Origin of the sequence: Pantoea sp. V106_11 (assembly GCF_029967885.1) — a bacterium.
GTDB classification, from domain to species: Bacteria; Pseudomonadota; Gammaproteobacteria; order Enterobacterales; family Enterobacteriaceae; genus Pantoea; species Pantoea ananatis.
Window position 1 is genome coordinate 301796 of the sequence record NZ_JASCAK010000029.1, and the last position, 25684, is coordinate 327479.

General features: G+C 54.5%; 25 protein-coding genes and 2 tRNA genes. 23 read left to right on the forward strand and 4 right to left on the reverse strand.

The features are described from left to right. Positions 1 to 2: 2 nt before the first annotated feature. A complete protein-coding gene (locus QLG08_RS13685; RefSeq protein WP_282472976.1) occupies positions 3 to 1013 on the reverse strand; it encodes an aminopeptidase in 1011 nt (336 codons plus the stop codon). A gap of 252 nt (positions 1014 to 1265) precedes the next feature. Between QLG08_RS13685 and cysG the strand changes: the two genes are divergently transcribed. From cysG to rpoS, 13 genes are all read left to right on the forward strand, one after another. Next, complete coding sequence (gene cysG, locus QLG08_RS13690; RefSeq protein WP_019104720.1) at positions 1266 to 2681, forward strand: siroheme synthase CysG; 1416 nt, start codon at positions 1266 to 1268, stop codon at positions 2679 to 2681. 11 nt (positions 2682 to 2692) lie between these two features. Next, positions 2693 to 3601 carry a sulfate adenylyltransferase subunit CysD gene (gene cysD / locus QLG08_RS13695; RefSeq protein ID WP_006120739.1) on the forward strand — a complete coding sequence of 303 codons (909 nt, stop codon included), beginning with the start codon at positions 2693 to 2695 and terminating at the stop codon, positions 3599 to 3601. Between the two features lie 11 nt (positions 3602 to 3612). Then, positions 3613 to 5040: a sulfate adenylyltransferase subunit CysN gene (gene cysN / locus QLG08_RS13700; protein WP_013026923.1), complete on the forward strand. Its 1428-nt coding sequence runs from the start codon at positions 3613 to 3615 to the stop codon at positions 5038 to 5040. Continuing rightward, the gene (cysC, locus tag QLG08_RS13705) at positions 5040 to 5645 is read left to right on the forward strand and encodes an adenylyl-sulfate kinase (RefSeq protein WP_014594432.1); all 606 of its coding nucleotides are present in this window, start codon (positions 5040 to 5042) and stop codon (positions 5643 to 5645) included. Before cysN ends, cysC begins: the two co-directional genes overlap by 1 nt. Before the next feature lie 55 nt (positions 5646 to 5700). Beyond that, positions 5701 to 6021: a DUF3561 family protein gene (locus QLG08_RS13710; RefSeq protein ID WP_013026921.1), complete on the forward strand. Its 321-nt coding sequence runs from the start codon at positions 5701 to 5703 to the stop codon at positions 6019 to 6021. A gap of 168 nt (positions 6022 to 6189) precedes the next feature. Continuing rightward, positions 6190 to 6507 (forward strand): cell division protein FtsB, encoded by a 318-nt coding sequence (gene ftsB / locus QLG08_RS13715; RefSeq protein ID WP_024471451.1) that lies wholly within the window; start codon positions 6190 to 6192, stop codon positions 6505 to 6507. Positions 6508 to 6510: 3 nt separating this feature from the next. After that, complete coding sequence (gene ispD / locus QLG08_RS13720; protein ID WP_014594431.1) at positions 6511 to 7227, forward strand: 2-C-methyl-D-erythritol 4-phosphate cytidylyltransferase; 717 nt, start codon at positions 6511 to 6513, stop codon at positions 7225 to 7227. Further along, complete coding sequence (gene ispF, locus QLG08_RS13725) at positions 7227 to 7709, forward strand: 2-C-methyl-D-erythritol 2,4-cyclodiphosphate synthase (protein ID WP_013026918.1); 483 nt, start codon at positions 7227 to 7229, stop codon at positions 7707 to 7709. Before ispD ends, ispF begins: the two co-directional genes overlap by 1 nt. After that, the gene (gene truD / locus QLG08_RS13730; RefSeq protein ID WP_282472977.1) at positions 7706 to 8746 is read left to right on the forward strand and encodes a tRNA pseudouridine(13) synthase TruD; all 1041 of its coding nucleotides are present in this window, start codon (positions 7706 to 7708) and stop codon (positions 8744 to 8746) included. The genes ispF and truD overlap by 4 nt, the downstream gene beginning before the upstream one ends. A 282-nt stretch (positions 8747 to 9028) precedes the next feature. Then, a complete protein-coding gene (gene surE / locus QLG08_RS13735; protein ID WP_014594429.1) occupies positions 9029 to 9790 on the forward strand; it encodes a 5'/3'-nucleotidase SurE in 762 nt (253 codons plus the stop codon). Then, positions 9784 to 10410 carry a protein-L-isoaspartate(D-aspartate) O-methyltransferase gene (locus QLG08_RS13740; RefSeq protein ID WP_014605172.1) on the forward strand — a complete coding sequence of 209 codons (627 nt, stop codon included), beginning with the start codon at positions 9784 to 9786 and terminating at the stop codon, positions 10408 to 10410. Before surE ends, QLG08_RS13740 begins: the two co-directional genes overlap by 7 nt. A gap of 165 nt (positions 10411 to 10575) precedes the next feature. Continuing rightward, the gene (gene nlpD, locus QLG08_RS13745) at positions 10576 to 11691 is read left to right on the forward strand and encodes a murein hydrolase activator NlpD (RefSeq protein WP_013026914.1); all 1116 of its coding nucleotides are present in this window, start codon (positions 10576 to 10578) and stop codon (positions 11689 to 11691) included. A 51-nt stretch (positions 11692 to 11742) separates the two neighbouring features. Beyond that, a complete protein-coding gene (gene rpoS, locus QLG08_RS13750) occupies positions 11743 to 12735 on the forward strand; it encodes an RNA polymerase sigma factor RpoS (protein ID WP_013026913.1) in 993 nt (330 codons plus the stop codon). A 63-nt stretch (positions 12736 to 12798) separates the two neighbouring features. Here rpoS and QLG08_RS13755 read toward each other — a convergent pair whose 3' ends face one another. The 3 genes from QLG08_RS13755 to mutS all read right to left on the reverse strand — a co-directional run bounded on the left by QLG08_RS13755 (position 12799) and on the right by mutS (position 16848). Beyond that, complete coding sequence (locus tag QLG08_RS13755; RefSeq protein WP_105080800.1) at positions 12799 to 13536, reverse strand: 2-phosphosulfolactate phosphatase; 738 nt, start codon at positions 13534 to 13536, stop codon at positions 12799 to 12801. 48 nt (positions 13537 to 13584) lie between these two features. Further along, positions 13585 to 14061, reverse strand: coding sequence for a helix-turn-helix domain-containing protein (locus tag QLG08_RS13760; protein ID WP_161610934.1), 477 nt, complete (start codon positions 14059 to 14061; stop codon positions 13585 to 13587). 225 nt (positions 14062 to 14286) lie between these two features. Then, positions 14287 to 16848 carry a DNA mismatch repair protein MutS gene (mutS, locus tag QLG08_RS13765; RefSeq protein ID WP_015699636.1) on the reverse strand — a complete coding sequence of 854 codons (2562 nt, stop codon included), beginning with the start codon at positions 16846 to 16848 and terminating at the stop codon, positions 14287 to 14289. Positions 16849 to 17189: 341 nt separating this feature from the next. On the opposite strand from mutS, the gene mltB reads away from it, so the two are divergent. From mltB to QLG08_RS13815, 10 genes are all read left to right on the forward strand, one after another. Beyond that, positions 17190 to 18272, forward strand: coding sequence for a lytic murein transglycosylase B (gene mltB / locus QLG08_RS13770; protein ID WP_014594425.1), 1083 nt, complete (start codon positions 17190 to 17192; stop codon positions 18270 to 18272). Between the two features lie 75 nt (positions 18273 to 18347). Then, a complete protein-coding gene (locus QLG08_RS13775; protein ID WP_014605175.1) occupies positions 18348 to 18683 on the forward strand; it encodes a zinc ribbon domain-containing protein YjdM in 336 nt (111 codons plus the stop codon). A gap of 183 nt (positions 18684 to 18866) precedes the next feature. Beyond that, positions 18867 to 19643, forward strand: a complete 777-nt coding sequence (tam, locus tag QLG08_RS13780) for a trans-aconitate 2-methyltransferase (protein WP_207806537.1) — start codon at positions 18867 to 18869, stop codon at positions 19641 to 19643. 100 nt (positions 19644 to 19743) lie between these two features. After that, the gene (pncC, locus tag QLG08_RS13785; protein WP_013026906.1) at positions 19744 to 20238 is read left to right on the forward strand and encodes a nicotinamide-nucleotide amidase; all 495 of its coding nucleotides are present in this window, start codon (positions 19744 to 19746) and stop codon (positions 20236 to 20238) included. A gap of 95 nt (positions 20239 to 20333) precedes the next feature. Beyond that, positions 20334 to 21404, forward strand: coding sequence for a recombinase RecA (gene recA, locus QLG08_RS13790; RefSeq protein ID WP_014594423.1), 1071 nt, complete (start codon positions 20334 to 20336; stop codon positions 21402 to 21404). A gap of 113 nt (positions 21405 to 21517) precedes the next feature. Next, positions 21518 to 22030 (forward strand): regulatory protein RecX, encoded by a 513-nt coding sequence (locus tag QLG08_RS13795; RefSeq protein ID WP_014594422.1) that lies wholly within the window; start codon positions 21518 to 21520, stop codon positions 22028 to 22030. Between the two features lie 131 nt (positions 22031 to 22161). Continuing rightward, positions 22162 to 24789 (forward strand): alanine--tRNA ligase, encoded by a 2628-nt coding sequence (gene alaS, locus QLG08_RS13800; protein ID WP_022623092.1) that lies wholly within the window; start codon positions 22162 to 22164, stop codon positions 24787 to 24789. Positions 24790 to 25039: 250 nt separating this feature from the next. Continuing rightward, positions 25040 to 25225, forward strand: a complete 186-nt coding sequence (csrA, locus tag QLG08_RS13805) for a carbon storage regulator CsrA (protein WP_006120718.1) — start codon at positions 25040 to 25042, stop codon at positions 25223 to 25225. Between the two features lie 283 nt (positions 25226 to 25508). After that, positions 25509 to 25601, forward strand: a tRNA-Ser gene (locus tag QLG08_RS13810). An 8-nt stretch (positions 25602 to 25609) separates the two neighbouring features. Further along, positions 25610 to 25683 (forward strand) — tRNA-Arg (locus tag QLG08_RS13815). Position 25684: the final 1 nt, after the last annotated feature.

The window sequence follows — 25684 nt, forward strand, 5'->3', positions numbered from 1 at the left end:
CCTCACACTTTGGGGTTGGTTAACTCGCTCAGCAATGGCAGCAGCACTTTAACGCTGTCATGGGTACGAAGACCAATCCGGCCGGGTAGCCAGTGATCTAAAAAATCCAGATTATCGCGATCGGTCTGATGCCAGGTCGTGCCATCCGGGAAATGCCGGGAACGGGTGCGTTGCTGTTCACCATCCTTGCTGCCCAGGTTCCAGTTTCGCGCAGTGACATCAAGCAAAGGGAATCCTGCCGCGTCGAAAGGATTGATGCCATGAAAATCAGTGCTCTTCATCTGACGACTGACGGCAGAAATGCCATAGCGGCGAGCCAGCAGTAAGGCGCGTTCGCTGGTCTGTTTACGCACGGCGCGCGGCGTGTTGATGCCGCTGTTGAAATAAAGGTGGTCGCCCGTAATCAGGCTGTTGAGATCGATCACCAGCAGCGTATTTTTTTTCTCTTTCTCACTCATGCGTGCCACATAGTCTTCCATGCCGTGCAACTGTGATTCGCTGGCGCTGAGCGCGACAAAGCGCACGCCATAATGGAGCGGTTTATGACTCATCTGCCGGGCCAGTTCCAGCATCACGCCAAGCCCGGATGCATTGTCATCAACGCCTTGCAAACGCAATCCGCCTAGGCTGCGCGCGGTTTCACTGCGGGTGAGCGGAATCCAGGTATCCAGGCTGGCGACAACCAGGATTTCCTGGGGCGCACTGCCTTCACGCGCGGCAATAACCGATGTAGCAGTAAGCTTATGCCAGCGCGAGGTGCCGTCATTTTCATGCCAGCTGTAGCCGGTATTAAACTGCCGGGTATTAGTTTCAAAACCGAGTTGGGTAAACTGCTGCTGCAAATAGTCGGCCGCCATCAGTTCAGCCGGGCTTCCGCTCATGCGGCCGGGAAAATAGGTGGCAATATGACGAACCTGTTGCTCAGCAAAGTGCCCGGTGAGGTCGGTCACGGCCTGAGCGCTGAAAATAATGCAGCCGCCAAGCAGTACGGCCAGGCGGAGAAAGGCAGACATGTCGTGTTCCTTGTGGATCATTCCGTAAAAAAGGGCCATATTTTTTTGTGCCTAGTATGAAACTGTGACGGTGATTACACAATTTGAATCGTCCGGAAAGCCTCATAAGATCATTCGCTAAGCACATTTTGTTCTGAGCTTTTGCCGGGCGTTATTCCATTCGGTAACATCTCATTCCAATTCGTAATTTCATCTCAATAAACCTGTGAACGTATAGTCGCGATAACGCTTCGTAACAACACTAGGGTTAACGTGGATTATTTGCCTCTTTTTGCCGATCTCGCAGGTCGACCCGTACTGGTCGTCGGCGGCGGAGATATCGCGGCGCGCAAGATTGAGCTGCTGCGTCGGGCCGGGGCGCGCATTCAAATCGCCTCACGCGAACTCTGCCCCGAGTTACAGGCTTTGCTGGATGAACAGCAGCTTGAATGGCTGGCCACGTCCTTTGAACCCGCTCAGCTCGACAAGGTCTTTCTGGTCATTGCCGCTACCGATGACAATGCGCTGAATGCGCAGGTCTATGACGAAGCGAATGCCCGCCACAAGCTGGTAAACGTGGTAGACGATCAGCCTAAATGCAGCTTTATTTTCCCCTCTATTGTTGATCGCTCGCCACTGGTCGTGGCGATCTCCTCCAGTGGCACCGCGCCGGTGCTGGCCCGCATGCTGCGCGAGAAACTCGAAACGCTGCTGCCATCCCATTTGGGCCAAATGGCCGAGCTGGCGGGTCAGTGGCGTGACAAAGTCAAAGCTCGCTTCAGCCGTATGTCCGATCGCCGTCGTTACTGGGAAAGAATATTTAATGGCCGTTTTGCCAGTCAGATGGCGACGGGCGACGTTACGGCCGCTAAACAGACGCTGGATAGCGAACTGGGCGATCAGCCGCCCCGACAGGGCGAAATTATTCTGGTTGGCGCGGGGCCTGGCGACAGCGGCCTGTTAACCCTGCGCGGACTGCAGGTGATGCAGCTGGCGGACGTGGTGCTCTACGATCATCTCGTCAGCGATGAGGTGCTCGATCTGGTCCGGCGCGATGCCGATCGTATCTGCGTAGGCAAGCGTGCCAGCGCCCATCTCCTGCCGCAGGACGAAATTAACCAGTTGATGGTGCAGCTGGCGCAGAAAGGCAAACGTGTGGTGCGCCTTAAAGGCGGCGATCCCTTTATTTTTGGCCGCGGCGGCGAAGAGTTACAGGCGGCGCAGCAAGCGGGCATTCCATTCCAGGTCGTGCCTGGCGTAACGGCCGCCGCAGGGGCTACCGCTTATGCTGGCATTCCGCTGACGCACCGTGATTACGCACAAAGCGTGCTGTTTATCACCGGACACTGCCGTCCGGATGGCGATGATATTGACTGGCCATCCCTCGCGCGTGCCCGTCAGACGCTGGCGATTTACATGGGCGCTGTCAAGGCGGCTCACATCAGCCAGCAGCTTATTCTTCATGGGCGCGCCGCCTCAACACCGGTTGCGGTGATTGGGCGCGGTACCCGGTCGGATCAACAGGTATTGACCGGCACACTCGAACATCTGGAGACGCTGGCAGCGTCAGCGCCTTCCCCGGCCCTGCTGGTGATTGGGGAAGTGGTTAATTTACACGGGCAACTGGCCTGGTTTCAGCATTCGGCACAGCAGGGGGCTCGCGAGTCCGCCGTTGTCAATCTGGCTTGAGAGGAAAAACGATGGACCAAAAACGACTCACTCATCTGCGCCAACTGGAGGCGGAGAGCATCCATATTATCCGCGAAGTGGCAGCCGAATTCGGCAATCCGGTCATGATGTATTCCATCGGCAAGGATTCCTCTGTCATGCTGCATCTGGCGCGTAAGGCCTTCTACCCAGGCACGTTGCCGTTTCCGTTGCTGCACGTGGACACTGGCTGGAAATTTCGCGAGATGTATGAATTCCGCGACCGCACCGTTAAAGCGATGGGCGCGGAGCTGTTGGTACATCGCAATCCCGAAGGGGTGGCGATGGGGATCAACCCCTTTGTGCACGGCAGTGCCAAGCACACCGACATTATGAAAACCGAAGGCCTGAAGCAGGCGCTGAACAAGTACGGCTTTGATGCGGCCTTCGGCGGCGCCCGTCGGGATGAAGAGAAGTCACGTGCCAAAGAGCGTATTTACTCGTTCCGTGACCGTTTTCACCGCTGGGACCCAAAAAATCAGCGCCCGGAACTGTGGCACAACTACAACGGCCAGATTAACAAAGGTGAGAGCATCCGTGTTTTCCCGCTGTCTAACTGGACCGAGCTGGATATCTGGCAATACATCTTCCTGGAAAACATTGAGATCGTGCCGCTTTATCTGGCCGCGCCGCGTCCCGTACTGGAACGTGATGGCATGTTGATGATGATCGATGACGATCGAATTAACCTCCAGCCAGGTGAAGTGATCAAACAGCGCATGGTTCGTTTCCGTACCCTTGGGTGCTGGCCGTTGACCGGTGCGGTAGAATCTGAAGCGCAAACCTTGCCTGAGATTATTGAAGAGATGCTGGTTTCCACCACCAGCGAGCGTCAGGGCCGTGTGATTGACCGCGATCAGTCCGGTTCGATGGAACTGAAAAAACGTCAGGGTTATTTCTAAGGAGACGCCAGATGAATACCGTAATTGCACAACAGATTGCCGAACAGGGCGGCGTTGAAGCCTGGCTGACCGCACAACAACATAAAAGCCTGCTGCGTTTTCTGACCTGCGGCAGCGTCGATGACGGCAAAAGTACGCTGATTGGCCGCTTGCTGCATGACACGCGTCAGATCTATGAAGATCAGCTGTCTTCATTACAAAGCGACAGCAAACGTCACGGCACCCAGGGCGAGAAACTGGATCTGGCGCTGCTGGTCGATGGCTTACAGGCCGAGCGCGAGCAGGGGATCACAATTGATGTCGCCTATCGCTATTTCTCCACCGAAAAACGTAAGTTCATCATCGCCGACACGCCAGGCCATGAGCAGTACACCCGCAATATGGCAACGGGCGCATCAACCTGTGACCTGGCGATCCTGCTGATCGACGCCCGCAAAGGCGTACTGGATCAGACGCGTCGCCACAGCTTTATTTCGACGCTGCTGGGCATCAAGCATCTGGTTGTGGCGATAAACAAAATGGATCTGGTGGATTACCAGCAGTCTGTGTTTGAGCAGATCAAGCAGGATTACCTCGATTTTGCCGGCCAGTTGCCTGAAGACCTGGATATTCGCTTTGTGCCGATGTCGGCGCTGGAAGGCGAAAACGTCGCCTCACAGAGCCAGAGCATGCCGTGGTACAGCGGCCCGACGTTACTCGACGTTCTGGAAACCGTGGAGTTAAACGCGGTGGTGGATCACCAGCCGATGCGTTTCCCGGTGCAGTATGTTAATCGTCCCAATCTCGACTTCCGCGGTTATGCCGGTACGCTGGCCTCTGGCGTGGTGAAAGTGGGACAGCGCGTTAAAGTCCTGCCTTCAGGCGTGGAGTCCACCATTGCCCGCATTGTGACCTTTGACGGCGATCTGCAGGAAGCGGGAGCGGGCGAGGCCATTACGCTGGTCCTGAACGACGAAATCGATATCAGCCGTGGCGATCTGTTAGTGGACGCCAGCGCCGAGCTGCGCGCCGTTCAGTCCGCCACCGTCGATGTGGTGTGGATGGCTGAGCAGCCGCTTCAGGCCGGACAGAGCTACGATGTAAAAATCGCCGGTAAGAAAGCCCGTGGGCGAGTGGAAAAGGTCATTCACCAGGTTGAGATTAATTCACTGGAGAAACGGCAGGTGGACAATCTGCCGCTGAACGGGATTGGCCTTGCTGAGTTTACGTTTGATGAGCCGCTGGTGCTTGACAGCTATCAGCAAAATCCCGTAACCGGCGGCATGATCATTATTGACCGTCTGAGTAACGTCACCGTAGGCGCGGGGCTGATTCATGAACCACTGAACGATCGGCCGCAGCACAACGGCGAGTTCAGCGCGTTCGAACTCGAGCTTAATGCACTGGTCCGTCGCCACTTCCCGCACTGGAATGCGCGCGATCTGCTGGGCGGTCAGTAATGGCCCAACACGATGAAAACGTAGTATGGCATGACCATCCGGTTACGCAGCAGGCACGCGAACAGCAACATGGCCATCAGGGCGTGGTACTGTGGTTTACCGGCCTTTCGGGGTCCGGTAAATCCACCGTTGCGGGGGCGCTGGAGCAGGCGCTACACCGTATCGGTGTCAGCACCTATCTGCTGGACGGCGATAATGTCCGTCACGGGTTGTGTCGCGATCTGGGCTTTAGCGATGAACATCGTAAAGAGAATATCCGCCGTGTAGGCGAGGTGGCCAAACTGATGGTGGATGCCGGTTTGGTCGTCCTTACCGCCTTTATCTCACCGCACCGTGCCGAGCGCCAGATGGTGCGCGATCTGCTGGACAGCGACCGGTTTATCGAGGTTTTTGTCGATACGCCGCTGGCAGTGTGTGAAGCGCGCGATCCTAAAGGGTTGTACAAAAAAGCCCGTGCAGGCGAGTTACAGAATTTCACTGGAATAGACAGCGTTTATGAAGCGCCGGACCAGCCAGAAATCTGGCTTAACGGGGAACAATTGGTTACAAAACTGACGGCCCAATTGTTAGATCTGCTGCGTCAGCGCGATATTATCAGTTCCTGAACAGACAGCGGCAAAGCGCCTTTCGTTTTGCCGCCTTCGCGTTGACAGGATATTTATGCAGAACATTACTCCCATGCTGGCACGCAAAGACCACCGTACACCGGATGAGCCTCGTTCCGTCCTTCCTGGAGGCGTCATTGGCTTTATCTGTTACTGGTGCGCGCTTGCCATACCTTTCCTGTTGTACGGCTCCAGCACGCTGTTTTTCTTCCTCTACACGTGGCCCTTTTTCCTGGCCCTGTTTCCCGTTTCCGTTCTCACAGGAATGGTATTGAATACCTGGCTCCGTGGGCAACTGCTCTGGACCGTTCTGATCTGCGTTGCTGCGGTGGCCTGTCAGTTCTGGTTACTGTTCCTGTTTCTGTCCCGCTGGTAAGGACACTGATGTCTAAACGCAGCAGCAGGTTACAAAAGTTTTCCTGCTTTGCGTCCGATCTTTTCCTCCCTTTTTTGTCTGCATAAACGGCATTGCACGCCATTTTTACTGCCAGTGTGGAGTCCTGGGTAAAGTTATGGGATGATTGGGCCGTTTTTAGGGGGCGGGATGGGAAAACTGACGTTACTGCTGTTGGTGCTGTTGGGTTGGCTGCAATATTCATTGTGGCTGGGTAAGAATGGCATCCATGACTTTACGCGCGTCAACGATGACGTTGCGGTACAAAAGGCGAATAACGCCAAATTGAAAATGCGCAACGATCAACTCTTTGCTGAAATTGACGATCTCAATGGCGGCTCTGAAGCGATTGAGGAACGCGCACGCAGCGAATTAGGCATGATTAAGCCTGGTGAAACCTTCTATCGTCTGGTCCCTGACCAGAACAAACGCAACGCGCAACAAGCCGCGCAAAACCAACAACGATAAAACATGAACAATCGGTCCCACTCTGCGGATGTGATTGCCGTTGTGCCCGCTGCCGGTATCGGCAGCCGCATGCAGGCAACCTGCCCTAAACAGTATCTGACGATTGGTCAGCACACCCTTCTGGAACACAGCATTGCCCGTCTGTTTTCCCATCCAGCTGTCTCGCAGGTTATCGTCGCGTTAAGCCCAGACGATCGGCACTTTGCTGCTTTGCCTCTGGCAGACGATCCGCGCGTGATTTGCGTCACCGGGGGCGATACGCGCGCGGAGTCGGTTCTGGCTGGCCTGCAGGCAGCTCAGGGTGCCAGCTGGGTGCTGGTTCACGATGCGGCACGGCCTTGCCTGCATCCTGACGACCTGGATCGTCTGCTGCAGTTGCGGGAAACCAGCAAAACGGGCGGCATTCTGGCGGCGCCCGTGTGTGACACCATGAAACGCGGCGAGCCTGGTCAGGCGGCGATTGCGCACACTGTCGATCGCGACAACCTGTGGCACGCTTTAACCCCGCAATTTTTCCCCCGGGCCTTACTGACGGCCAGCCTGATGCGAGCCTTGAACGAAGGGGCGACCATTACCGACGAAGCCTCGGCGCTGGAGTACTGCGGTTATCATCCTGAGCTGGTAACAGGCCGTAGCGACAACATCAAAGTTACCCGCCCGGAAGACTTAGCCCTGGCGGCTTTTTATCTCAGTCAGATTCAGTCAAAGGAGAGCACATAATGCGTATCGGTCACGGTTTTGACGTTCACGCCTTCGGTGGAGAAGGTCCGCTGGTGATTGGCGGTGTGCGAATCCCATTTGAGTATGGCTTTATTGCCCATTCCGATGGTGATGTGGCGCTGCATGCGCTCACCGATGCGCTGTTGGGCGCGGTGGCCATGGGCGATATTGGCAAGCTGTTCCCGGACACCGATCCGGCGTTCAAAGGCGCGGACAGCCGCGGGCTGTTGCGTGAAGCATGGCGTCGCATTGAGGCCAAAGGCTACTGCATTGGCAACGTCGATGTCACGCTGATTGCCCAGGCACCTAAAATGCTGCCGCACGTGCCGCAAATGCGCATTAATATTGCCGAAGATCTGGGCTGCCACATGGACCAGGTTAACGTTAAAGCCACCACCACCGAGAAACTCGGTTTTACCGGTCGGGGTGAAGGTATTGCGTGTGAAGCGGTGGCCTTACTGTTGAAAGTGGAACCGGCATGACGCTGCACTACCTGCAGGGTACGCCAAAGGCGACAGGCGTGATTAAAGCGACACCGGAAGATTTCGTGGTCGTGGAAGATTTGGGTTATCAGCCGGATGGCGAGGGTGAGCACGTGCTGGTGCGCATTCGCAAAAGCGGCGCCAATACCCGTTTTGTTGCCGAAGCCCTGGCGAAGTTTATGAAGGTCAGCGTACGCGACCTGAGCTATGCGGGCATGAAAGATCGCCACGCGGTCACGGAACAGACGCTTTGCTTTCGCGTCCCCGGCAATTCCATGCCCGTTCTGGCGGGGTTTGCGCTGGACGGCGTTGACATACTTGAGGTGGTGCGCCATAAGCGCAAGCTGCGCATCGGTGCCCTGGCGGGAAATGCATTCCGGCTGGTGATCCGGCAGGTCAGCCATCGTGAGGAAACAGAGGCGCGGCTGGTTAGCATCCGTGATAACGGCGTGCCCAACTATTTTGGCGAACAACGCTTTGGCCGCAACGGCAATAACCTGGTGACGGCGGCAAAGTTAGCGCGGAACGAGATTCAGATACGCGATCGCAGCAAGCGCGGACTGATGCTCTCGGCGGCGCGCAGTGCGCTGTTCAATCAGGTGACCAGCATGCGTTTAGCGCAGCAGGGCGGATTAACCCAGGTTATGAACGGGGATGCACTGCAGCTTACCGGTCGCGGCAGCTGGTTCGTTGCCCAGCCGGAAGAGCTGGCCGAGCTGCAGACGCGTGTTAATCAGCATGCGCTTCGCATTACGGCACCGTTGCCGGGGCAGGGCGAGCCCGGCCCTCAGGCGGATGCGCTGGCTTTTGAACAGCAGTGCCTGGCCGATGCCGGTGAGCTGCGCGTTCTGCTTGAGCGTGAGCGCGTGGATGCCGGGCGCCGGGCGATGCTAGTGGTTCCGCGCGACCTGCGCTGGCGCTGGCAGGATGAGGCCACGCTGGAGATGCAATTCTGGCTGCCCGCAGGCAGCTTTGCCACCAGCGTTGTCCGGGAGTTGCTCAACAGCACCGGGTTACTTGATATGCCTGACGAATAAGCCACGACGTCGCCTGTGTATCAGAACCGGCCTCGTCGTCAGGCTGCCAACGAGCCGCGTAGGCGGCCCGTTGGCATGGCAGTGTGCGTATTTCACTGTTCGAGATGCTTTAACATCGTAGCGACCTTGCTCTTTTCCTGCCCGTTCGTTTGATTTTCGCCTACCACTTCCTCTCGCTCACCGCTAGAATGCAAAAGTCGCTGTCCACTCTTAACTTGTTGCCATGCCTCAAAACAGGTCCATATAACGGCGGCCCGGTTGAACAGAAAAGGTCAGAATTAAATGCGGATATTGCTCAGCAACGATGATGGCATCCACGCGCCTGGTATTCAGACGCTGGCAAAGGCTTTGCGTCAATTTGCCGAGGTGCAGGTTGTGGCACCGGATCGTAATCGCAGTGGTGCCTCTAACTCATTGACGCTGGAAACCCCGTTGCGCACCTTTACCCATGACAATGGGGATATTGCCGTGCAAATGGGTACGCCCACCGATTGCGTTTATTTGGGCGTGAATGCGCTTATGCAGCCCCGGCCAGACATCGTGGTGTCAGGCATTAATGCCGGCCCCAATTTGGGGGATGATGTGATCTATTCCGGCACGGTAGCGGCCGCAATGGAGGGCCGCCATCTGGGATTGCCCGCCGTGGCGGTATCGCTAAATGGCCAGCTGCACTATGACACTGCCGCGGCAGTGACCTGTGCCATTCTTAAAGCGCTGACGCAACAACCGCTGCGCACCGGACGCATCTTAAATATCAACGTGCCCGATTTGCCTCTGGCTGAAATAAAGGGCATTCGCGTCACGCGCTGCGGTAGCCGTCATCCGGCCGATCGGGTGATTGCGCAAACCGACCCTCGTGGTAATCCGCTGTACTGGATTGGACCGCCCGGTGAAAAACTGGATGCGGGCCCTGAGACTGACTTTGCCGCCGTGGATGAGGGTTATGTGTCAGTGACTGCATTGCACGTCGATCTGACTGCGCATAATGCGCAGGCTGTTCTCAGCACCTGGCTGGCCAACGCTGAGGTACACCTGGCATGGTAAGTCGGCGTATTGAGACATTGCTGTCACAGCTGCGTCAACAGGGCATTAAAGATGAGCACCTGTTAAAAGCCATTGCCGATGTCCCGCGCGAACGCTTTATTGATGAAGCCTTCGAGCACAAAGCCTGGGACAACATGGCGCTGCCCATCGGGTCCGGTCAAACCATCTCGCAGCCCTATATGGTGGCACGCATGACCGCGTTGCTGGCGCTGACAGAGCACGCGCGCGTGCTGGAGATTGGCACCGGTTCCGGCTACCAGACCGCCATCCTCGCCCACCTGGTTGAACACGTTTACTCGGTCGAGCGCATTAAAGGCCTGCAGTGGCAGGCCAAACGGCGCCTGAAACAGCTTGATTTACACAATGTTTCAACCCGACACGGCGATGGCTGGCAGGGTTGGCCGTCTCGTGGCCCTTTTGATGCCATTATCGTTACCGCGGCACCGCCTGAAATTCCGATTGCGCTGATAGCGCAACTGGCGGAAGGCGGCATTATGGTGCTGCCCGTAGGTGAGGAGCAGCAGGTGTTAAAGCGTCTGCGCCGCCGCGGCAATGAGATTACAGAAGAAACCATTGAGCCGGTCCGTTTCGTTCCCTTAGTTCAGGGCGATCTGGCCTGACTGCCTTGTTAGCATTTCTTCATAACTGTTTCATGGAATCAGGTAGTTGATATTGCTACTATCCAGTTCATTCAACGAAAATCCAGCGTTTAACGTGCCGCACAGTGTATTGTGCTGGTGAGACGAGTAAGTCAGTTTTTTAAAGGTTGCCACCACGGGGGATTAATGAGCACGGGAAGCACAATTTTTCAGTTACGCCGTCTGGCGGCGCTTTCACTGGTGAGTTTTTGGCTGGCAGGCTGTAGTTCAGGCGATAATACTCAGGCGCCTATAAGCAATATCGGCGACAGCAACAGCGTTAATGACAACAGTAATATGGCTGGCTCTGGTACTGCGCCAGCCACCGGCGGCGTGCCCTCTGTGCCACCGCAGGGCGGAATGTTAAGCCGTAGTACACCTTTACCGCAGAACAATTCGGGAATCATTAGTGCCAATAATAATAATGTGCAAACTGAAAATGGCCGGATTGTGTACAACAGAAGTTATCAGAATATTCCTAAAGGTAGCTATTCTGGCCAGACCTACACCGTAAAACGTGGGGATACCTTGTTCTATATCGCCTGGATTACGGGCAATGACTTCCGCGATTTAGCGCAGCGCAACAATGTTCAGGCCCCTTACAGCCTGAATGTGGGACAGACGCTACAGGTTGACAACGGCTCGGGTCAGCCCATTACCGGTGGCAACGCCATCACCGCTGCAGATGCAACGCAAAGCGGCGTTGTGAGTGCACCACAAATAAAACAGGCCCCTGTTGCACAGCAGCCTGTTATTACGTATTCTGATGATTCGGGTGAATCGAGTGGCAGCAAATTGTTGCCTTCGAAGGGAGCAAATGTTGCAACGACAACAGCTCCAGCCGTTACCGCACCGCCTACGGTTAGCAGTACAACTAACAGTTCAACCCCTGTGGGAAGCTGGCGTTGGCCAACTGAAGGTAAGATCATCGATAACTTCTCTGCCGCCGAGGGTGGCAATAAAGGCATCGATATCGCAGGTTCGCGCGGACAGCCAATTGTAGCCACTGCTTCAGGAAGGGTGGTTTACGCAGGCAATGCGCTTCGTGGTTACGGTAATTTAATCATCATTAAACACAATGATGATTACCTGAGTGCCTACGCCCATAACGATACAATGCTGGTCCGGGAACAACAGGAAGTTAAGGCTGGGCAAAAGATCGCTACCATGGGTAGCACCGGAACCAGTTCAGTTAGATTACACTTTGAAATTCGTTACAAGGGGAAATCCGTAAACCCGTTGCGTTATTTGCCGCAGCGATAATCCGGCAGAGTCCTCAGGAATCTGCCCTGGAATCACGGGTAGGAGCCACTTATGAGCCAGAATACGCTGAAAGTAAACGAGTTACATGAGAACGCGGAATTCGAAGAGAATGGAGCAGAGATTTTTGATGAGAAGGCACTCGTTGAAAATGAATCTGGCGACAATGATGTAGCAGAAGAGGAGTTGCTGGCGCAGGGTGCGACGCAACGTGTACTTGATGCTACTCAACTCTATCTTGGGGAGATTGGCTATTCTCCATTGCTGACGGCAGAGGAAGAAGTTCTTTTTGCTCGCCGCGCATTACGAGGTGATATTCCTTCTCGTCGCCGCATGATCGAAAGTAACTTACGCCTGGTGGTAAAGATTGCCCGACGTTACAGCAATCGCGGTCTGGCTCTGCTGGACCTGATTGAAGAAGGTAACCTCGGCCTGATCCGCGCCGTTGAAAAGTTTGATCCAGAACGTGGATTCCGCTTCTCAACGTATGCCACCTGGTGGATTCGTCAGACCATTGAACGGGCAATCATGAACCAGACCCGTACAATTCGTTTGCCAATCCATATTGTTAAAGAATTGAACGTTTATCTGCGTACTGCGCGTGAACTTTCTCACAAGCTTGACCATGAGCCGAGTGCGGAAGAAATTGCAGAACAACTGGATAAGCCGGTTGATGACGTTAGTCGTATGTTGCGTCTCAACGAACGCATTACCTCAGTTGATACTCCACTGGGAGGGGATTCTGAGAAAGCGCTGCTGGATATTCTGGCCGATGAAAAAGACAACGGCCCAGAAGACACTACGCAAGATGACGATATGAAACAAAGTATCGTTAAATGGTTGTTCGAACTGAACGCTAAGCAGCGCGAAGTGTTGGCTCGTCGTTTCGGCCTGTTGGGCTATGAAGCGGCAACGCTCGAAGATGTTGGCCGTGAAATCGGTTTAACCCGCGAGCGTGTTCGCCAGATTCAGGTTGAAGGTTTGCGCCGTCTGCGTGAAATCCTGCAGGGTCAGGGCCTCAGCATTGAAGCACTGTTCCGCGAATAAGCCGTCACAGAGCACATCAACAGAAAGCGATGGTTAACCCCATCGCTTTTTTTTATCTGCGTGTTATGCCTCTGCCCGCAGGGCAAAATACTCGTCTGACAAAAAACAGGGCCGACGGGCCACATCTTTTGTCAGGCACAGTGTTACATCCTCCGGAAAACCGCGCTGTATCAGTTCTGTTGCTGACGAACAGTGAAACAGCGCCGTGAAATCCTGCAACTGATGAGCGTGCCAGGCTGCGACAGCGGTCTGTGCTTCCGGTGACAGCGAGTTTCGCTCAAGTGCGGCAATGATCCCCCCGGCAACCACATAGTCCTCAATACAGGGGCGAAGGCTCCCGTCCGGCCAACGTTCGCCGCAGGGGACAATCAAAAGACGTTTAAAGGGGCGGCAGGCCTCGGCGGTGGCAGTGAGGTTTCTCAGACAGCCTGTCAGCACGGGCACGCCCCACTCTCGTGCCCGGAAGCAGGTCGCGGAGCCATTAGGGGAGGGCAGTACCAACCTTTCACCAGGGCGAACGCTGAGCAACGTTCGGGGCGACAGGCTGTAGCCTTCGCCACCGAATCGCCTGTCGCTGTTCGCCGCGACAGCACCGACGGACTGCGCATAATGGACGACAGTCTGATCTTTCCAGGGATAGGGATACACGCGTGCCCCGTTCTCCACGGCAAGACTGACGCAGGTGGAAAAGGACATCACATCCACTATCACAATGGCATCCACATTGCCGGCAAGATGATCCAGTGCGGCGATGCCCCATTCGAGACGAATTGCAAACGCGTCCTGACTGTACCAGTGCATAAGCTGTTCCTGAAGTGTGAGGATAACAGGAAGGCGCAACCCGCTAAGTTACCCCTGCCTGCGCAATAACTTTTGCAGCCGTCTTTGCTGCCAACGGCGGATCGCTTCCTTGAAAATAAACAGGCGTAATGCTCTGACCACGAGTAAGGCTCCCCAAATAGCAGCGACCCAAAGTGACCAGCGCTCATTCGGCGAGGTAAAGTGGTTGAGGACGAACAGCAGTGTGCACATTACCACGGCGCTAAACAGAGAACGGTAAAACCGACTCTCGGCAGCAAGCTGCAGTCGGGCATCTGAAATGTAGCTGTCCAACGCTTCGCCGTTCTCCGCTGATGCCTCGCTGGTCAGGTCGGTGATTTTACACGCAAAGACGGCCGCCAGCGCACTCAACGTTTCCAGACTGGGTGGATCACCGTTTTCAATGCGTTGTACGGTTCGGGTGCTGAGTCCGGCCATTTCGGCCAGTTGCTCCTGTGACCAGGCGCGGGCAAGACGATATTCTCTGACTTTATTCAGGTTACGCATAGTGCAGTCTCCGAAAGAGTAAACAATCGGTAAGCAGCATCCCCGGTTAGCGTCGTCAGGAACACGATCGCAGCACGACAGGCACACGACAGCAGTATGACACCGCTTTAACGGCTGGTCATAGCGTAAAGCAGTAACAGAAAAATGCGCCAGCAGAATGGGAAACGCGGGCGCAAGAGAAGGTTGACGCGCAGTCAGTTGCCGCCCAGTCAAGGGCGGCAGTGATCAGACCAGCGATTTAAGTCGATAGATCCAGTCCAGCGCCTGTCGCGGTGTCAGCGTATCGGGATCCAGTGCCTCAAGTGCTTCCACGGCAGGGGAGGTTTCTTCCACCAACAGCGGCAACTGCGAGCCGTCAATGTTTGACGTCGCGGACTGACTGGAAACCGTTTCGAGCTCTTTCAGCTTATTGCGCGCCCGTTTAATGACCTCTTTGGGCACGCCCGCGAGCGCAGCTACGGCCAGTCCGTAGCTTTTACTGGCAGCCCCGTCTTGCACGCTATGCATGAACGCAATCGTATCGCCGTGTTCAACTGCGTCCAGGTGAACGTTAACCACGCCTTCCAGTTTTTCAGGCAGGGTCGTCAGTTCAAAGTAGTGCGTCGCAAACAGGGTCATCGCTTTAATACGGTTAGCCAGATTTTCCGCACAGGCCCAGGCCAGCGATAAACCGTCATACGTCGAGGTGCCGCGGCCGATTTCATCCATCAGGACCAGGCTGTTTTCTGTCGCGTTGTGCAGAATATTGGCCGTCTCGGTCATTTCAACCATAAAGGTCGAACGCCCGGAGGCCAGATCATCTGCCGCGCCCACACGGGTGAAGATACGATCCAGTGGACCAATGACCACCTCTTCGGCAGGAACGAAGCTGCCAATCCAGGCCATCAGGGCGATTAACGCCGCCTGGCGCATGTAGGTACTTTTACCGCCCATATTCGGACCGGTGATGATCAACATGCGGCGTTGTGGGGCCAGAGAGAGCGGGTTCGCGATAAAAGGTTCTTTCAGGACCTGCTCCACTACCGGATGGCGGCCCGCGGTAATTTTAATCCCGGGCTTGTCGTGCAGCGTGGGACGGCAGTAGTTAAGTGTCCAGGCACGTTCCGCGAGGTTACTCAGGACATCCAGTTCGGCCAGCGCCGCCGCACTGAGCTGCAGCGCTTCAAGATGCGGCAACAGCTGGTCAAACAGGCCTTCATACAGGCTTTTCTCCAGCGCCAGCGCTTTGCCCTTAGAGGTAAGGACTTTATCTTCGTACTCTTTCAGCTCTGGAATGATGTAGCGCTCTGCGTTCTTCAACGTCTGACGGCGAACATAGTGGATAGGCACCTGATGGCTCTGGCCACGGCTGACCTGAATGTAGTAGCCGTGAACGCCGTTAAAGCCCACTTTCAGGCTGTCCAGACCGAGCTTTTCGCGTTCGCGAACTTCCAGTCGATCCAGATAATCTGTTGCGCCATCGGCCAGCGCTCGCCACTCATCAAGCTCGGCGTTATAACCGGGCGCAATAACGCCACCATCCCTGATTAATACCGGGGGGGATTCGACAACGGCCTGCTCAAGCAGAGTGCGCAGTTCGCTAAACTCGCCCATCTGTGCACGCAGCGTTTTCAACTGGGCGGATTCGGCGTTTGCCAGCAGATCGTTGAGTTCCGGCAACTGCTGAAAGGCATGGCGCATGCGCGCCAGATCACGCGGGCGCGCCGTACGCAGCGCCAGTCGGGCCAGAATACGCTCTAAATCACCGACCTGGCGCAGAACGGGTTGCAGCGCATCGCTGAGCGGTTGCAGCTCGGCAATTGATGCCTGTCGTTTCGCGATGATACTACTGTCACGCAGCGGCATATGCAGCCAGCGCTTTAGCATCCGGCTTCCCATTGGCGTGACGGTTTTATCCAGCACGGCGGCCAGCGTGTTCTCTGTTCCGCCCGCAAGATTTTGCGTAATTTCAAGGTTACGGCGCGTGGCCGCATCCATAATGATGCTGTCCTGCTGACGCTCCATGCTAAGAGAGCGGATATGGGGCAGGCTGGTTCGTTGGGTATCTTTCACATACTGCAGCAGACAGCCGGCGGCGCGCAGACCCAGGTGCGCCTGCTCAACACCAAAACCGTTTAAGTCTCGTGTGCCAAACTGCATGTTGAGCTGCTGACGCGCCGTGTCGATTTCAAACTCCCAAAGCGGACGGCGACGTAAACCGCGACGCTGATCGATAAGCGCCATCGCAGCAAAATCTTCCGGATAAAGTAGCTCGGCAGGATTCGTTCGCTGCAGCTCTGCCGCCATCGTTTCCTGATCGGCAGGTTCACTCAGGCGAAAACGGCCTGAGCTGATATCCAGCGTGGCATAACCATAGCCGCGCGCCCCCTGAACAATTGCCGCCAGCAGGTTATCCTGCCGTTCCTGTAACAGGGCTTCATCGCTGATGGTGCCCGGGGTAACTATACGCACGACTTTGCGTTCCACCGGGCCTTTACTCAGCGCAGGGTCGCCAATTTGCTCACAGATGGCGACTGATTCACCGAGTTGCACCAGCCGGGCTAAATAGTTTTCGACGGCGTGATGGGGCACACCGGCCATGGGAATCGGCTCGCCTGCCGAGGCACCGCGTTTGGTTAAGGAAATGTCTAACAGCTGAGAGGCACGTTTGGCATCGTCATAAAACAGCTCGTAGAAATCGCCCATGCGATAAAACAGCAGGATATCCGGATGCTCAGCCTTGAGGCGTAAATATTGCTGCATCATTGGCGTGTGAGTACTCAAGTCCATGTGCGCTGTTTTGTTCATCTCATTCTTACTCAAGGTTGACTCTTCCTTTTCCCGTCACGGTTTTCGCTGGGTTAAACAAGGGTGATAGGCAGCGACCATCATGCTGCATATGCCGCGCGGAAATAGTACCATTTTACGGCTCCTGCATCATCCGGCTTACCGCAGCGGGTAATGAAGTTAGCAAAGCCGGGTCGCCAACTGAATGATTTTTTTGATGAGAGAGAAAGCAGTAGAGGCATTTCACAAAACAGCCGGTTTGATTGTTAAAAAAAGTGTTTTTTTTACGATCTCGTTTGTATGTATCCGCGTTGAACGATTAACATTAAAATCCCTGGTCTGGCCTGTTATATGGATATCTGATGCGTTTTAAGCTTGCTTACCTTCCGCTTTTTGCCCTGCTTGCTGCCTGTAGCAGTAAGCCACACTCTTCGCAGCCGCCCGCCGAACGGGTTGCGCCTAAAGGTGGCTTTTTGCTGGAGCCGTCTCATGCTGTTCAGCCGATGTTTGGTGACTTCGCCAGCAATCCTGTTGCGGAACAGTTCATCGACAAAATGGTGGCGAAACACGGCTTCGACCGTGAGCAACTGCACGCCATTATTGGCCAGGCTAAGCGGCTGGACTACGTCCTGCGTTTAATGGATCGTCAGGCACCGTCCTATACACCGCCGAGTGGGCCTAACGGCGCATGGATTCGCTATCGCAATAAATTTATCACACCGGATAACGTGCAAAATGGCGTCGCGTTCTGGAATCAATATCAGGATGCACTGCAGCGTGCGCAGCAGGTCTACGGCGTTCCGCCTGAGATTATTGTTGGCATTATCGGCGTGGAAACGCGCTGGGGCCGCATCATGGGGAAAACCCGCATTCTGGACGCGCTGGCAACGCTCTCATTTGATTACCCGCGCCGTGCTGCTTACTTTAGCGGTGAGCTGGAGACCTTCCTGCTCATGGCGCGTGATGAGAAGGACGATCCGCTCGATCTTAAAGGCTCCTTTGCGGGCGCGATGGGCTACGGTCAGTTCATGCCATCGTCCTACAAAGCTTATGCGGTAGATTTTAACGGTGACGGCCATATCAATTTGTGGGATCCCGTCGATGCGATAGGCAGTGTCGCACACTATTTCCAGCAGAACGGCTGGCGTCCGGGTGAAAATGTTGCCGTGCCAGCCAGTGGTCAGGCACCCATGCTCGAAAACGGTTTCAAAACCCGTTACAACGTCAGCACGCTGGCAGCATCGGGGCTTTCTCCACAAGGTTCGCTGGATGGCCATGACGAGGTCAGCCTGCTCCGTCTGGATCTCGGCACCAGCTACCAGTACTGGTACGGCTTGCCTAACTTCTATGCCATTACCCGCTACAACAACAGCACGCATTACGCGATGACCGTGTGGCAACTGGGAGAGGCGGTCAGCAAGGCGCGCCAGGGATCGCTGTTTTAAAACTACCCCTAGCAACTGTAAGGATATATGATGACGGCCCTTTATTCTGTGCCGTCCTCATTTTCTGGAGCCGTTATGTCTTTACCTGCTTGCCCTGTTTGCCATGCCGATTACACCTGGCAAGATGCTGAAAATCTTAACTGTCCGTCCTGTGGTCATATCTGGACTCAGGCTGAAGGGGATGACAGCGGTCAGGATTTGATCGTTCGTGATGCAAACGGCAATTTACTCGCCGATGGCGACAGCGTCACGGTCGTTAAAGATCTGAAGGTCAAAGGCAGTTCGTCTGTGCTGAAAATAGGCACCCGGGTTAAGAGCATCCGGCTGGTTGAAGGCGATCACAATATTGATTGCAAGATCGACGGATTTGGTCCGATGAAGCTCAAATCTGAGTTTGTGAAAAAGAACTGATTCTGCCGGGCGCCTGCTCGCTGCGCCCGATCTTATTCCTGTCAGCCCGACCGGGCTTTTCCCTTATAAAGACCTCCTGCCCGTTTGCGTGCCGCTGACATATTTTGCTGTTGGTCGGGCACTTTATGTTTATTTATACGTCTCATCTTCTGTGAATCTTTAACCCCTGAGAGGAGACGCAATATGCAAGACTGGGATCCCGCGCTGTATCGTAAATTTGAGGCAGAAAGAACGCGGCCTGCGCATGAATTACTGGCACGAATTGAGGTTGAAGATGTCCGGTTCGTTACCGATCTGGGCTGTGGCCCCGGGAACAGCACCGAACTGCTTTACGATGCCTGGCCGCAGGCGCAGGTGATCGGGCTTGACAGTTCTGCCGCCATGCTCGCGCAGGCGCGGGAACGTTTGCCTCAGTGCCAGTTTATTCAGGCGGATATCGGCAACTGGACAACCGACATCCCGCAGCAGGTGATTTATGCCAACGCGTCGCTGCAATGGCTTGGCGATCATCCCACCCTGTTACCACGTCTAGTCAGTCAACTGGCGCCTGCCGGTGCGCTGGCGGTTCAAATGCCCGATAACCTGGAAGAACCTTCGCATCAGTTAATGCGTGAGGTCGCGGCATCCGGCCCCTGGCGAGACAAGATCAGCGCGCAGGCGGCGGAACGCAAAAAATTACCCTCAACTGAACACTATTATGACGTGCTGACAAAGGCAGGCTGCGCGGTTGATATCTGGCGAACCACGTACTATCACGTTATGGACGATGCGCAGGCTATCATCCACTGGTTAAAGGCCACCGGGCTGCGTCCTTTCCTTGCGCCGCTGGAAGTCTCTGAGCAGGAACAGTTTCTGGCTGCTTATCATCAGTGTCTTATTACCGGCTATCCCGCCCGTCAGGATGGCAAGGTACTCTTAGCTTTCCCCCGGCTTTTCATGGTGGCGACACGCAACGGCTAAACTGGAGCGTAACGCGCAATTTTTTGACTAAGCGCCCCTGAGTGCTTGAAAAAGCGCAGAGCATGCACCATGTTCACTCAACGGCGACAGGGAGCGAAAAATGAATGACCAGCAGTTGCACGCGCTGAGTGCGCAGACAGGTGAGGCGCTTAAACAGCGTAACGCTACCGTAACTTGTGCAGAATCCTGCACGGGCGGCTGGATAGCAAAAGTGTTTACTGACGTGAGCGGAAGCTCTGCCTGGTTCGAACGGGGCTTTGTCACCTACAGTAACGATGCCAAACAAGAACTGGTCGGTGTCAGCGCGGCGTCACTGGCGCAATACGGCGCCGTCAGCGAGGCGGTAGTGCGTGAAATGGCCCTTGGGGCACAGCAGCGGGCGCGCGCCGATTACGCTATTTCCGTTAGCGGTATTGCCGGCCCGGATGGTGGCAGTGAAGACAAACCGGTAGGCACGGTCTGGTTTGGCTTTGCGGCGCCGGGTGGCGTGGTCATGGCTTTTCGTCAGCAGTTTGATGGCGATCGCGATGCCGTGCGCCGTCAGTCAGTTGGCTGGGCACTCCAGACGTTATCCCGTCAATTTCTGCAAAATTAAACTTGATACTGTATGACTATACAGTATAATTACCCGCAACAGAAAGTGCACAGGCACCATGCGTGCGTGTTTACCCGGCATGATTAGGAGTAGAAATGGCAATTGATGAAAACAAACAGAAGGCTTTAGCTGCCGCGCTCGGCCAGATTGAGAAGCAATTTGGTAAAGGCTCCATCATGCGCTTGGGTGAAGACCGCTCAATGGATGTGGAAACCATTTCAACGGGTTCTCTGTCACTGGATATCGCATTAGGTGCGGGTGGTTTACCGATGGGACGTATCGTTGAGATCTACGGCCCAGAGGCCTCAGGTAAAACGACACTGACACTTCAGGTTATTGCCGCCGCGCAGCGTAAGGGCAAAACCTGTGCCTTTATCGATGCCGAGCACGCACTGGATCCCATCTATGCTAAGAAACTGGGCGTAGATATCGACAATCTGCTGTGTTCACAGCCGGATACCGGTGAGCAGGCCCTGGAAATTTGTGATGCGCTGGCCCGCTCTGGTGCCGTTGACGTCATTATCGTTGACTCCGTAGCTGCACTGACGCCAAAAGCCGAAATCGAAGGTGAAATCGGTGACTCACATATGGGCCTGGCGGCACGTATGATGAGCCAGGCAATGCGTAAGCTGGCGGGTAACCTGAAGCAGTCTAATACGCTGCTGATCTTCATCAACCAGATTCGTATGAAGATTGGTGTGATGTTCGGTAACCCGGAAACCACTACCGGTGGTAACGCGCTGAAGTTCTACGCTTCTGTTCGCCTTGATATTCGCCGTATCGGTGCGATTAAAGAGGGTGACAACGTGGTGGGTAGTGAAACGCGCGTTAAAGTCGTTAAGAACAAAATTGCGGCACCATTTAAACAGGCTGAGTTCCAGATCATGTACGGCGAAGGCATTAACACCTTCGGTGAGCTGGTGGATCTTGGCGTGAAGCACAAGCTGATTGAAAAAGCCGGTGCATGGTACAGCTATAAAGGCGATAAGATCGGTCAGGGCAAGGCAAACGCGGGCAACTTCCTCAAAGAAAATGCCGCGGTGGCCGACGAGCTTGATATCAAACTGCGTGAAATGCTGCTTAACGGTGGCGATCAAAACATCGCGGCGGACGTTGCAGGCAACGACGTTGAGAAGGCGGCGAGCGAAGCCAACGAAGATTATTAAAGCCTGAAACAGGAGCGGATTTTCCGCTCCTGTTTTACATTAACGCCTCACGTGCCTTTCCTCTGTTCCTGTCTCCCGCCATACTCTCCCTCCGTTCGTAAAAGGTGCGCAGTATGTCTGAACAATCTCAGCCACAAGTCATCTCATTTTCACGCCTGCTGGATCGTGCGATGCGCCTGCTGGGCCAGCGTGACCACAGCCGCGAAGAGCTTAAACAAAAGCTCCAGCTGTCCGCTCAGCGTAGCGCGTGGATGAAACAAAAAGATCCTGAAATCATTACGCCCGAGCTAATGGAAAAGGTGCTGAACTGGTGTGGTGAAAACGGCTGGTTAAATGACGAGCGCTTTACCGCACGATTTATTCAGAGCCGAAGCCGCAAGGGATTTGGTTCACAGCGTATCAGGCTGGAGCTGGCACAAAAGGGCATCAGCCGTGATGCGATCGATCTCGCCATGGAAGAAACCGATATTGACTGGTCGGCCTGTGCGGCTGAACTCGCCGAGAAAAAATTTGGTCACCCATTGCCGACAGAATGGAAAGAAAAAGCCAAAGTGCAGCGCTTTTTGCATGCCAAAGGCTTTCTGAGCGAGGATATTCAGCAGGTTTTCAGAAATTTTGATGACTAAAAGTCGATGTGATTTTACTTCCCTCCGAAGAATATTTATCTTACCCCTTTTGGTTCCTTATGCTTGCTGCCGTAACGATGCGGTACGCCTGATAAAGAAGGACCTTTCGTTAGCGTGATTCCAGGATATATATGAGCAAGAGCACTGCTGAGATCCGTCAAGCGTTTCTCGACTTTTTCAATAGTAAGGGACATCAGGTTGTAGCAAGCAGCTCCCTGGTACCAAACAACGATCCGACGTTGCTGTTTACCAACGCCGGAATGAACCAGTTCAAAGATGTGTTTCTGGGTCAGGAAAAGCGTGACTACACGCGAGCAACGACGTCACAACGCTGCGTACGTGCCGGCGGGAAACACAACGATCTTGAAAACGTCGGTTATACCGCGCGTCACCACACCTTTTTTGAAATGCTGGGCAACTTCAGCTTTGGCGACTACTTCAAAAAAGAAGCTATTGCGTTTGCCTGGGAACTGCTGACCGGCGAGCAGTGGTTTAAGCTGCCTAAAGAGCGCCTGTGGGTCACCGTGTATGAAACCGATGACGAAGCTTACGATATCTGGGCCAACGATATTGGCGTTCCCCGTGAGCGTATTATCCGTATCGGTGATAACAAGGGCAGCGCCTACGCGTCAGATAACTTCTGGCAGATGGGTGATACCGGGCCTTGCGGTCCCTGCAGCGAAATTTTCTACGATCACGGCGACCATATCTGGGGTGGACCACCGGGCAGCCCTGAAGAGGATGGCGATCGCTATATTGAGATCTGGAACATCGTCTTTATGCAGTTTAACCGTCAGGCGGATGGCACGATGTTGCCATTACCTAAGCCCTCTGTGGATACCGGGATGGGGCTGGAACGTATTACTGCGGTTCTGCAGCATGTTAATTCAAACTATGAAATCGACCTGTTCCAGACGTTGATTGAAGCGGTTGCGAAGGTCACCGGCGCGACCGATCTGAATAATAAATCCCTGCGCGTTATTGCCGATCACATTCGTTCCTGCGCCTTCCTGATTGCCGATGGCGTCATTCCGTCGAATGAAAACCGTGGCTATGTCCTGCGTCGTATCATTCGCCGCGCCGTACGTCACGGCAATATGCTGGGTGCTAAAGACGCATTCTTCTACAAGCTGGTTGCACCACTGATTCAGGTCATGGGCGCGGCAGGCGAAGAGTTACAGCGTCAGCAGGCACAGGTTGAGAACGTTCTGAAAAGTGAAGAAGAGCAGTTTGCTAAAACGCTTGAACGTGGCCTGGCACTTCTGGACGAGGAACTGGCAAAACTGCAAGGTGATACACTGGATGGCGAAACCGTCTTCCGCTTATACGATACCTTCGGATTCCCTGCCGATTTAACGGCTGACGTTTGCCGTGAACGTAACCTAAAAATCGATGAAGCCGGTTTTGAAAAGGCGATGGAACAGCAGCGTCAGCGCGCACGTGAAGCCAGCGGCTTCGGCGCAGACTACAGCAATGTGATTCGTATCGACGCGGCTTCGTCGTTTAAAGGCTATGAGCAGTTGGATCTGACGGCGACCGTCAAGGGGCTGTTCGTGAACGGTGAAGCCGTTGACGCCCTGTCTGCCGGTCAGGACGCGGTGATTGTGCTGGATGAAACGCCATTTTATGGCGAGTCTGGCGGTCAGGTGGGCGACACAGGCGAGCTGAAAGGCAATAACGCGCTGTTTAGCGTACAGGATACGCAAAAATATGGGCAGGCGATTGGTCATATTGGCAAACTCAGCAGCGGACAATTACGCGTTGGCGATCGTCTTGAGGCGGTGGTTGATGAGGCGCGCAGGGCTCGTATTCGTCTGAATCACTCCGCAACGCATCTGTTGCATGCTGCATTGCGTCAGGTTTTAGGTGAACATGTTGCTCAGAAGGGCTCGTTGGTTAACGACAAATATTTGCGTTTTGACTTCTCACATTTTGAGGCCATGAAACCTCAGGAGATTCGTCAGGTCGAAGATATTGTTAACGCACAGATCCGTCGCAATTTGCCTGTTGAAACCCGTGTCATGGATCTTGAGGCGGCGAAAGCCAAAGGCGCGATGGCCCTGTTCGGTGAAAAATACGATCAGCAGGTTCGCGTTCTGACCATGGGGGATTTCTCGGTTGAGCTGTGTGGCGGAACGCACGCTGCGCGAACCGGTGATATCGGCCTGTTCCGCATTCAGGCCGAGTCCGGTACTGCCGCAGGGATTCGCCGTATTGAGGCGATCACAGGCGAGGCGGCTCTGGCACAGGTTTATGCGCAGAGTAGCCAGCTACAGGATATTGCCCAACTGGTGAAAGCCAACAGCAGTAACCTGAATGAAAAAGTGCGCGGGCTGGTTGATCATCTGCGTTCGCTGGAGAAAGAGTTACAGCAGTTACGCGATCAGCAGGCGGCGCAGGAAAGTGCGCAGCTGGGCAATCATGCGGTCGACGTCAAAGGCGTTAAGCTGCTGGTGACTGAGCTCAGCAACACCGATCCGAAAATGCTGAGGACCATGGTGGATGATCTGAAAAACCAGCTGGGCTCGGCGATTATCGTGCTGGCTACGGTAGCAGATGGCAAAGTGTCACTGATTGCTGGCGTAACGAAAGATTTAACCGACCGTGTTAAGGCTGGGGAACTCATCGCCGAACTTGCGCCTAAAGTGGGTGGTAAGGGCGGTGGCAGACCTGACATGGCGCAGGCAGGTGGCAGTGATGCTACTGCACTGAAAGGTGCGCTGGCAGGTGTTGAAGGATGGGTTTCGAGCCGTCTGTAATGAAATAAAATAATTCATCGTAGCAAGCGCCAGAACTGATGTTCCGGCGCTTTTTAATACGATGTTAAATTTGCTAGTGACAAAGTCGGGTTGATGTAGCGTATTTCGGCTAAACTATTTATCAGCAGAATGTATTGGCGCGTTGATGTGCAATGGTGTATTTCTCATAGCCTGTGTACAGCGTTAAGTGATGGATAACGCCGGGAAGCTTTATCAAGCCCGACTCTTTTAATCTTTCAAGGAGCAAAGAATGCTTATTCTAACTCGTCGAGTTGGTGAAACCCTCATGATCGGTGATGAGGTGACTGTAACGGTACTGGGCGTCAAAGGTAACCAGGTCCGCATTGGTGTTAACGCACCAAAAGAAGTGTCTGTGCATCGCGAAGAGATTTATCAGCGCATCCAGGCCGAAAAAACGCAACAAACCAACGTTTGACAGATTCAGCGTCTCGCACCTGTGCGAGACGCTACCCTTTGTTCCCACCGTCTCGCTTTTTCTTTTTCCTCGTTATCTACCCTTTTTGTTAACTTCATCATCTTTGATTGTTGATTATTCACTCTTTTTGCGGTCATTTTGTCCCAATTGCCTGTCATTTGTGCAAACGGAAAAAACCTTCCGAAAAATTGTTTGACTTATAAGTGCGGGAAAGTAATATGTGCGCCACGCAGTGCCGATGAGCAGAAACAAGTTCAGAAGCGCAGTTCGGAAGAACGCGTAAGGTGAGGTGGCCGAGAGGCTGAAGGCGCTCCCCTGCTAAGGGAGTATACGGTCAAAAGCTGTATCGAGGGTTCGAATCCCTCCCTCACCGCCATTTCCGATGCATCCGTAGCTCAGCTGGATAGAGTACTCGGCTACGAACCGAGCGGTCGGAGGTTCGAATCCTCCCGGATGCAC

Excerpts from the sequence above, each read along its gene's own strand:
- QLG08_RS13775 (WP_014605175.1), top strand. The coding sequence starts at position 18,348 with ATGTCTTTACCTGCTTGCCCTGTTTGCCATGCCGATTACACCTGGCAA.
- nlpD (WP_013026914.1), top strand. The coding sequence starts at position 10,576 with ATGAGCACGGGAAGCACAATTTTTCAGTTACGCCGTCTGGCGGCGCTT.
- recA (WP_014594423.1), top strand. The coding sequence starts at position 20,334 with ATGGCAATTGATGAAAACAAACAGAAGGCTTTAGCTGCCGCGCTCGGC.
- QLG08_RS13740 (WP_014605172.1), top strand. The coding sequence starts at position 9,784 with ATGGTAAGTCGGCGTATTGAGACATTGCTGTCACAGCTGCGTCAACAG.
- tam (WP_207806537.1), top strand. The coding sequence starts at position 18,867 with ATGCAAGACTGGGATCCCGCGCTGTATCGTAAATTTGAGGCAGAAAGA.
- pncC (WP_013026906.1), top strand. The coding sequence starts at position 19,744 with ATGAATGACCAGCAGTTGCACGCGCTGAGTGCGCAGACAGGTGAGGCG.
- cysN (WP_013026923.1), top strand. The coding sequence starts at position 3,613 with ATGAATACCGTAATTGCACAACAGATTGCCGAACAGGGCGGCGTTGAA.
- mutS (WP_015699636.1), bottom strand. The coding sequence starts at position 16,848 with ATGAACAAAACAGCGCACATGGACTTGAGTACTCACACGCCAATGATG.
- alaS (WP_022623092.1), top strand. The coding sequence starts at position 22,162 with ATGAGCAAGAGCACTGCTGAGATCCGTCAAGCGTTTCTCGACTTTTTC.
- ispD (WP_014594431.1), top strand. The coding sequence starts at position 6,511 with ATGAACAATCGGTCCCACTCTGCGGATGTGATTGCCGTTGTGCCCGCT.
- QLG08_RS13760 (WP_161610934.1), bottom strand. The coding sequence starts at position 14,061 with ATGCGTAACCTGAATAAAGTCAGAGAATATCGTCTTGCCCGCGCCTGG.
- cysD (WP_006120739.1), top strand. The coding sequence starts at position 2,693 with ATGGACCAAAAACGACTCACTCATCTGCGCCAACTGGAGGCGGAGAGC.
- QLG08_RS13755 (WP_105080800.1), bottom strand. The coding sequence starts at position 13,536 with ATGCACTGGTACAGTCAGGACGCGTTTGCAATTCGTCTCGAATGGGGC.
- surE (WP_014594429.1), top strand. The coding sequence starts at position 9,029 with ATGCGGATATTGCTCAGCAACGATGATGGCATCCACGCGCCTGGTATT.
- QLG08_RS13685 (WP_282472976.1), bottom strand. The coding sequence starts at position 1,013 with ATGTCTGCCTTTCTCCGCCTGGCCGTACTGCTTGGCGGCTGCATTATT.
- truD (WP_282472977.1), top strand. The coding sequence starts at position 7,706 with ATGACGCTGCACTACCTGCAGGGTACGCCAAAGGCGACAGGCGTGATT.
- QLG08_RS13710 (WP_013026921.1), top strand. The coding sequence starts at position 5,701 with ATGCAGAACATTACTCCCATGCTGGCACGCAAAGACCACCGTACACCG.
- ftsB (WP_024471451.1), top strand. The coding sequence starts at position 6,190 with ATGGGAAAACTGACGTTACTGCTGTTGGTGCTGTTGGGTTGGCTGCAA.
- cysC (WP_014594432.1), top strand. The coding sequence starts at position 5,040 with ATGGCCCAACACGATGAAAACGTAGTATGGCATGACCATCCGGTTACG.
- QLG08_RS13795 (WP_014594422.1), top strand. The coding sequence starts at position 21,518 with ATGTCTGAACAATCTCAGCCACAAGTCATCTCATTTTCACGCCTGCTG.
- csrA (WP_006120718.1), top strand. The coding sequence starts at position 25,040 with ATGCTTATTCTAACTCGTCGAGTTGGTGAAACCCTCATGATCGGTGAT.
- ispF (WP_013026918.1), top strand. The coding sequence starts at position 7,227 with ATGCGTATCGGTCACGGTTTTGACGTTCACGCCTTCGGTGGAGAAGGT.
- rpoS (WP_013026913.1), top strand. The coding sequence starts at position 11,743 with ATGAGCCAGAATACGCTGAAAGTAAACGAGTTACATGAGAACGCGGAA.
- mltB (WP_014594425.1), top strand. The coding sequence starts at position 17,190 with ATGCGTTTTAAGCTTGCTTACCTTCCGCTTTTTGCCCTGCTTGCTGCC.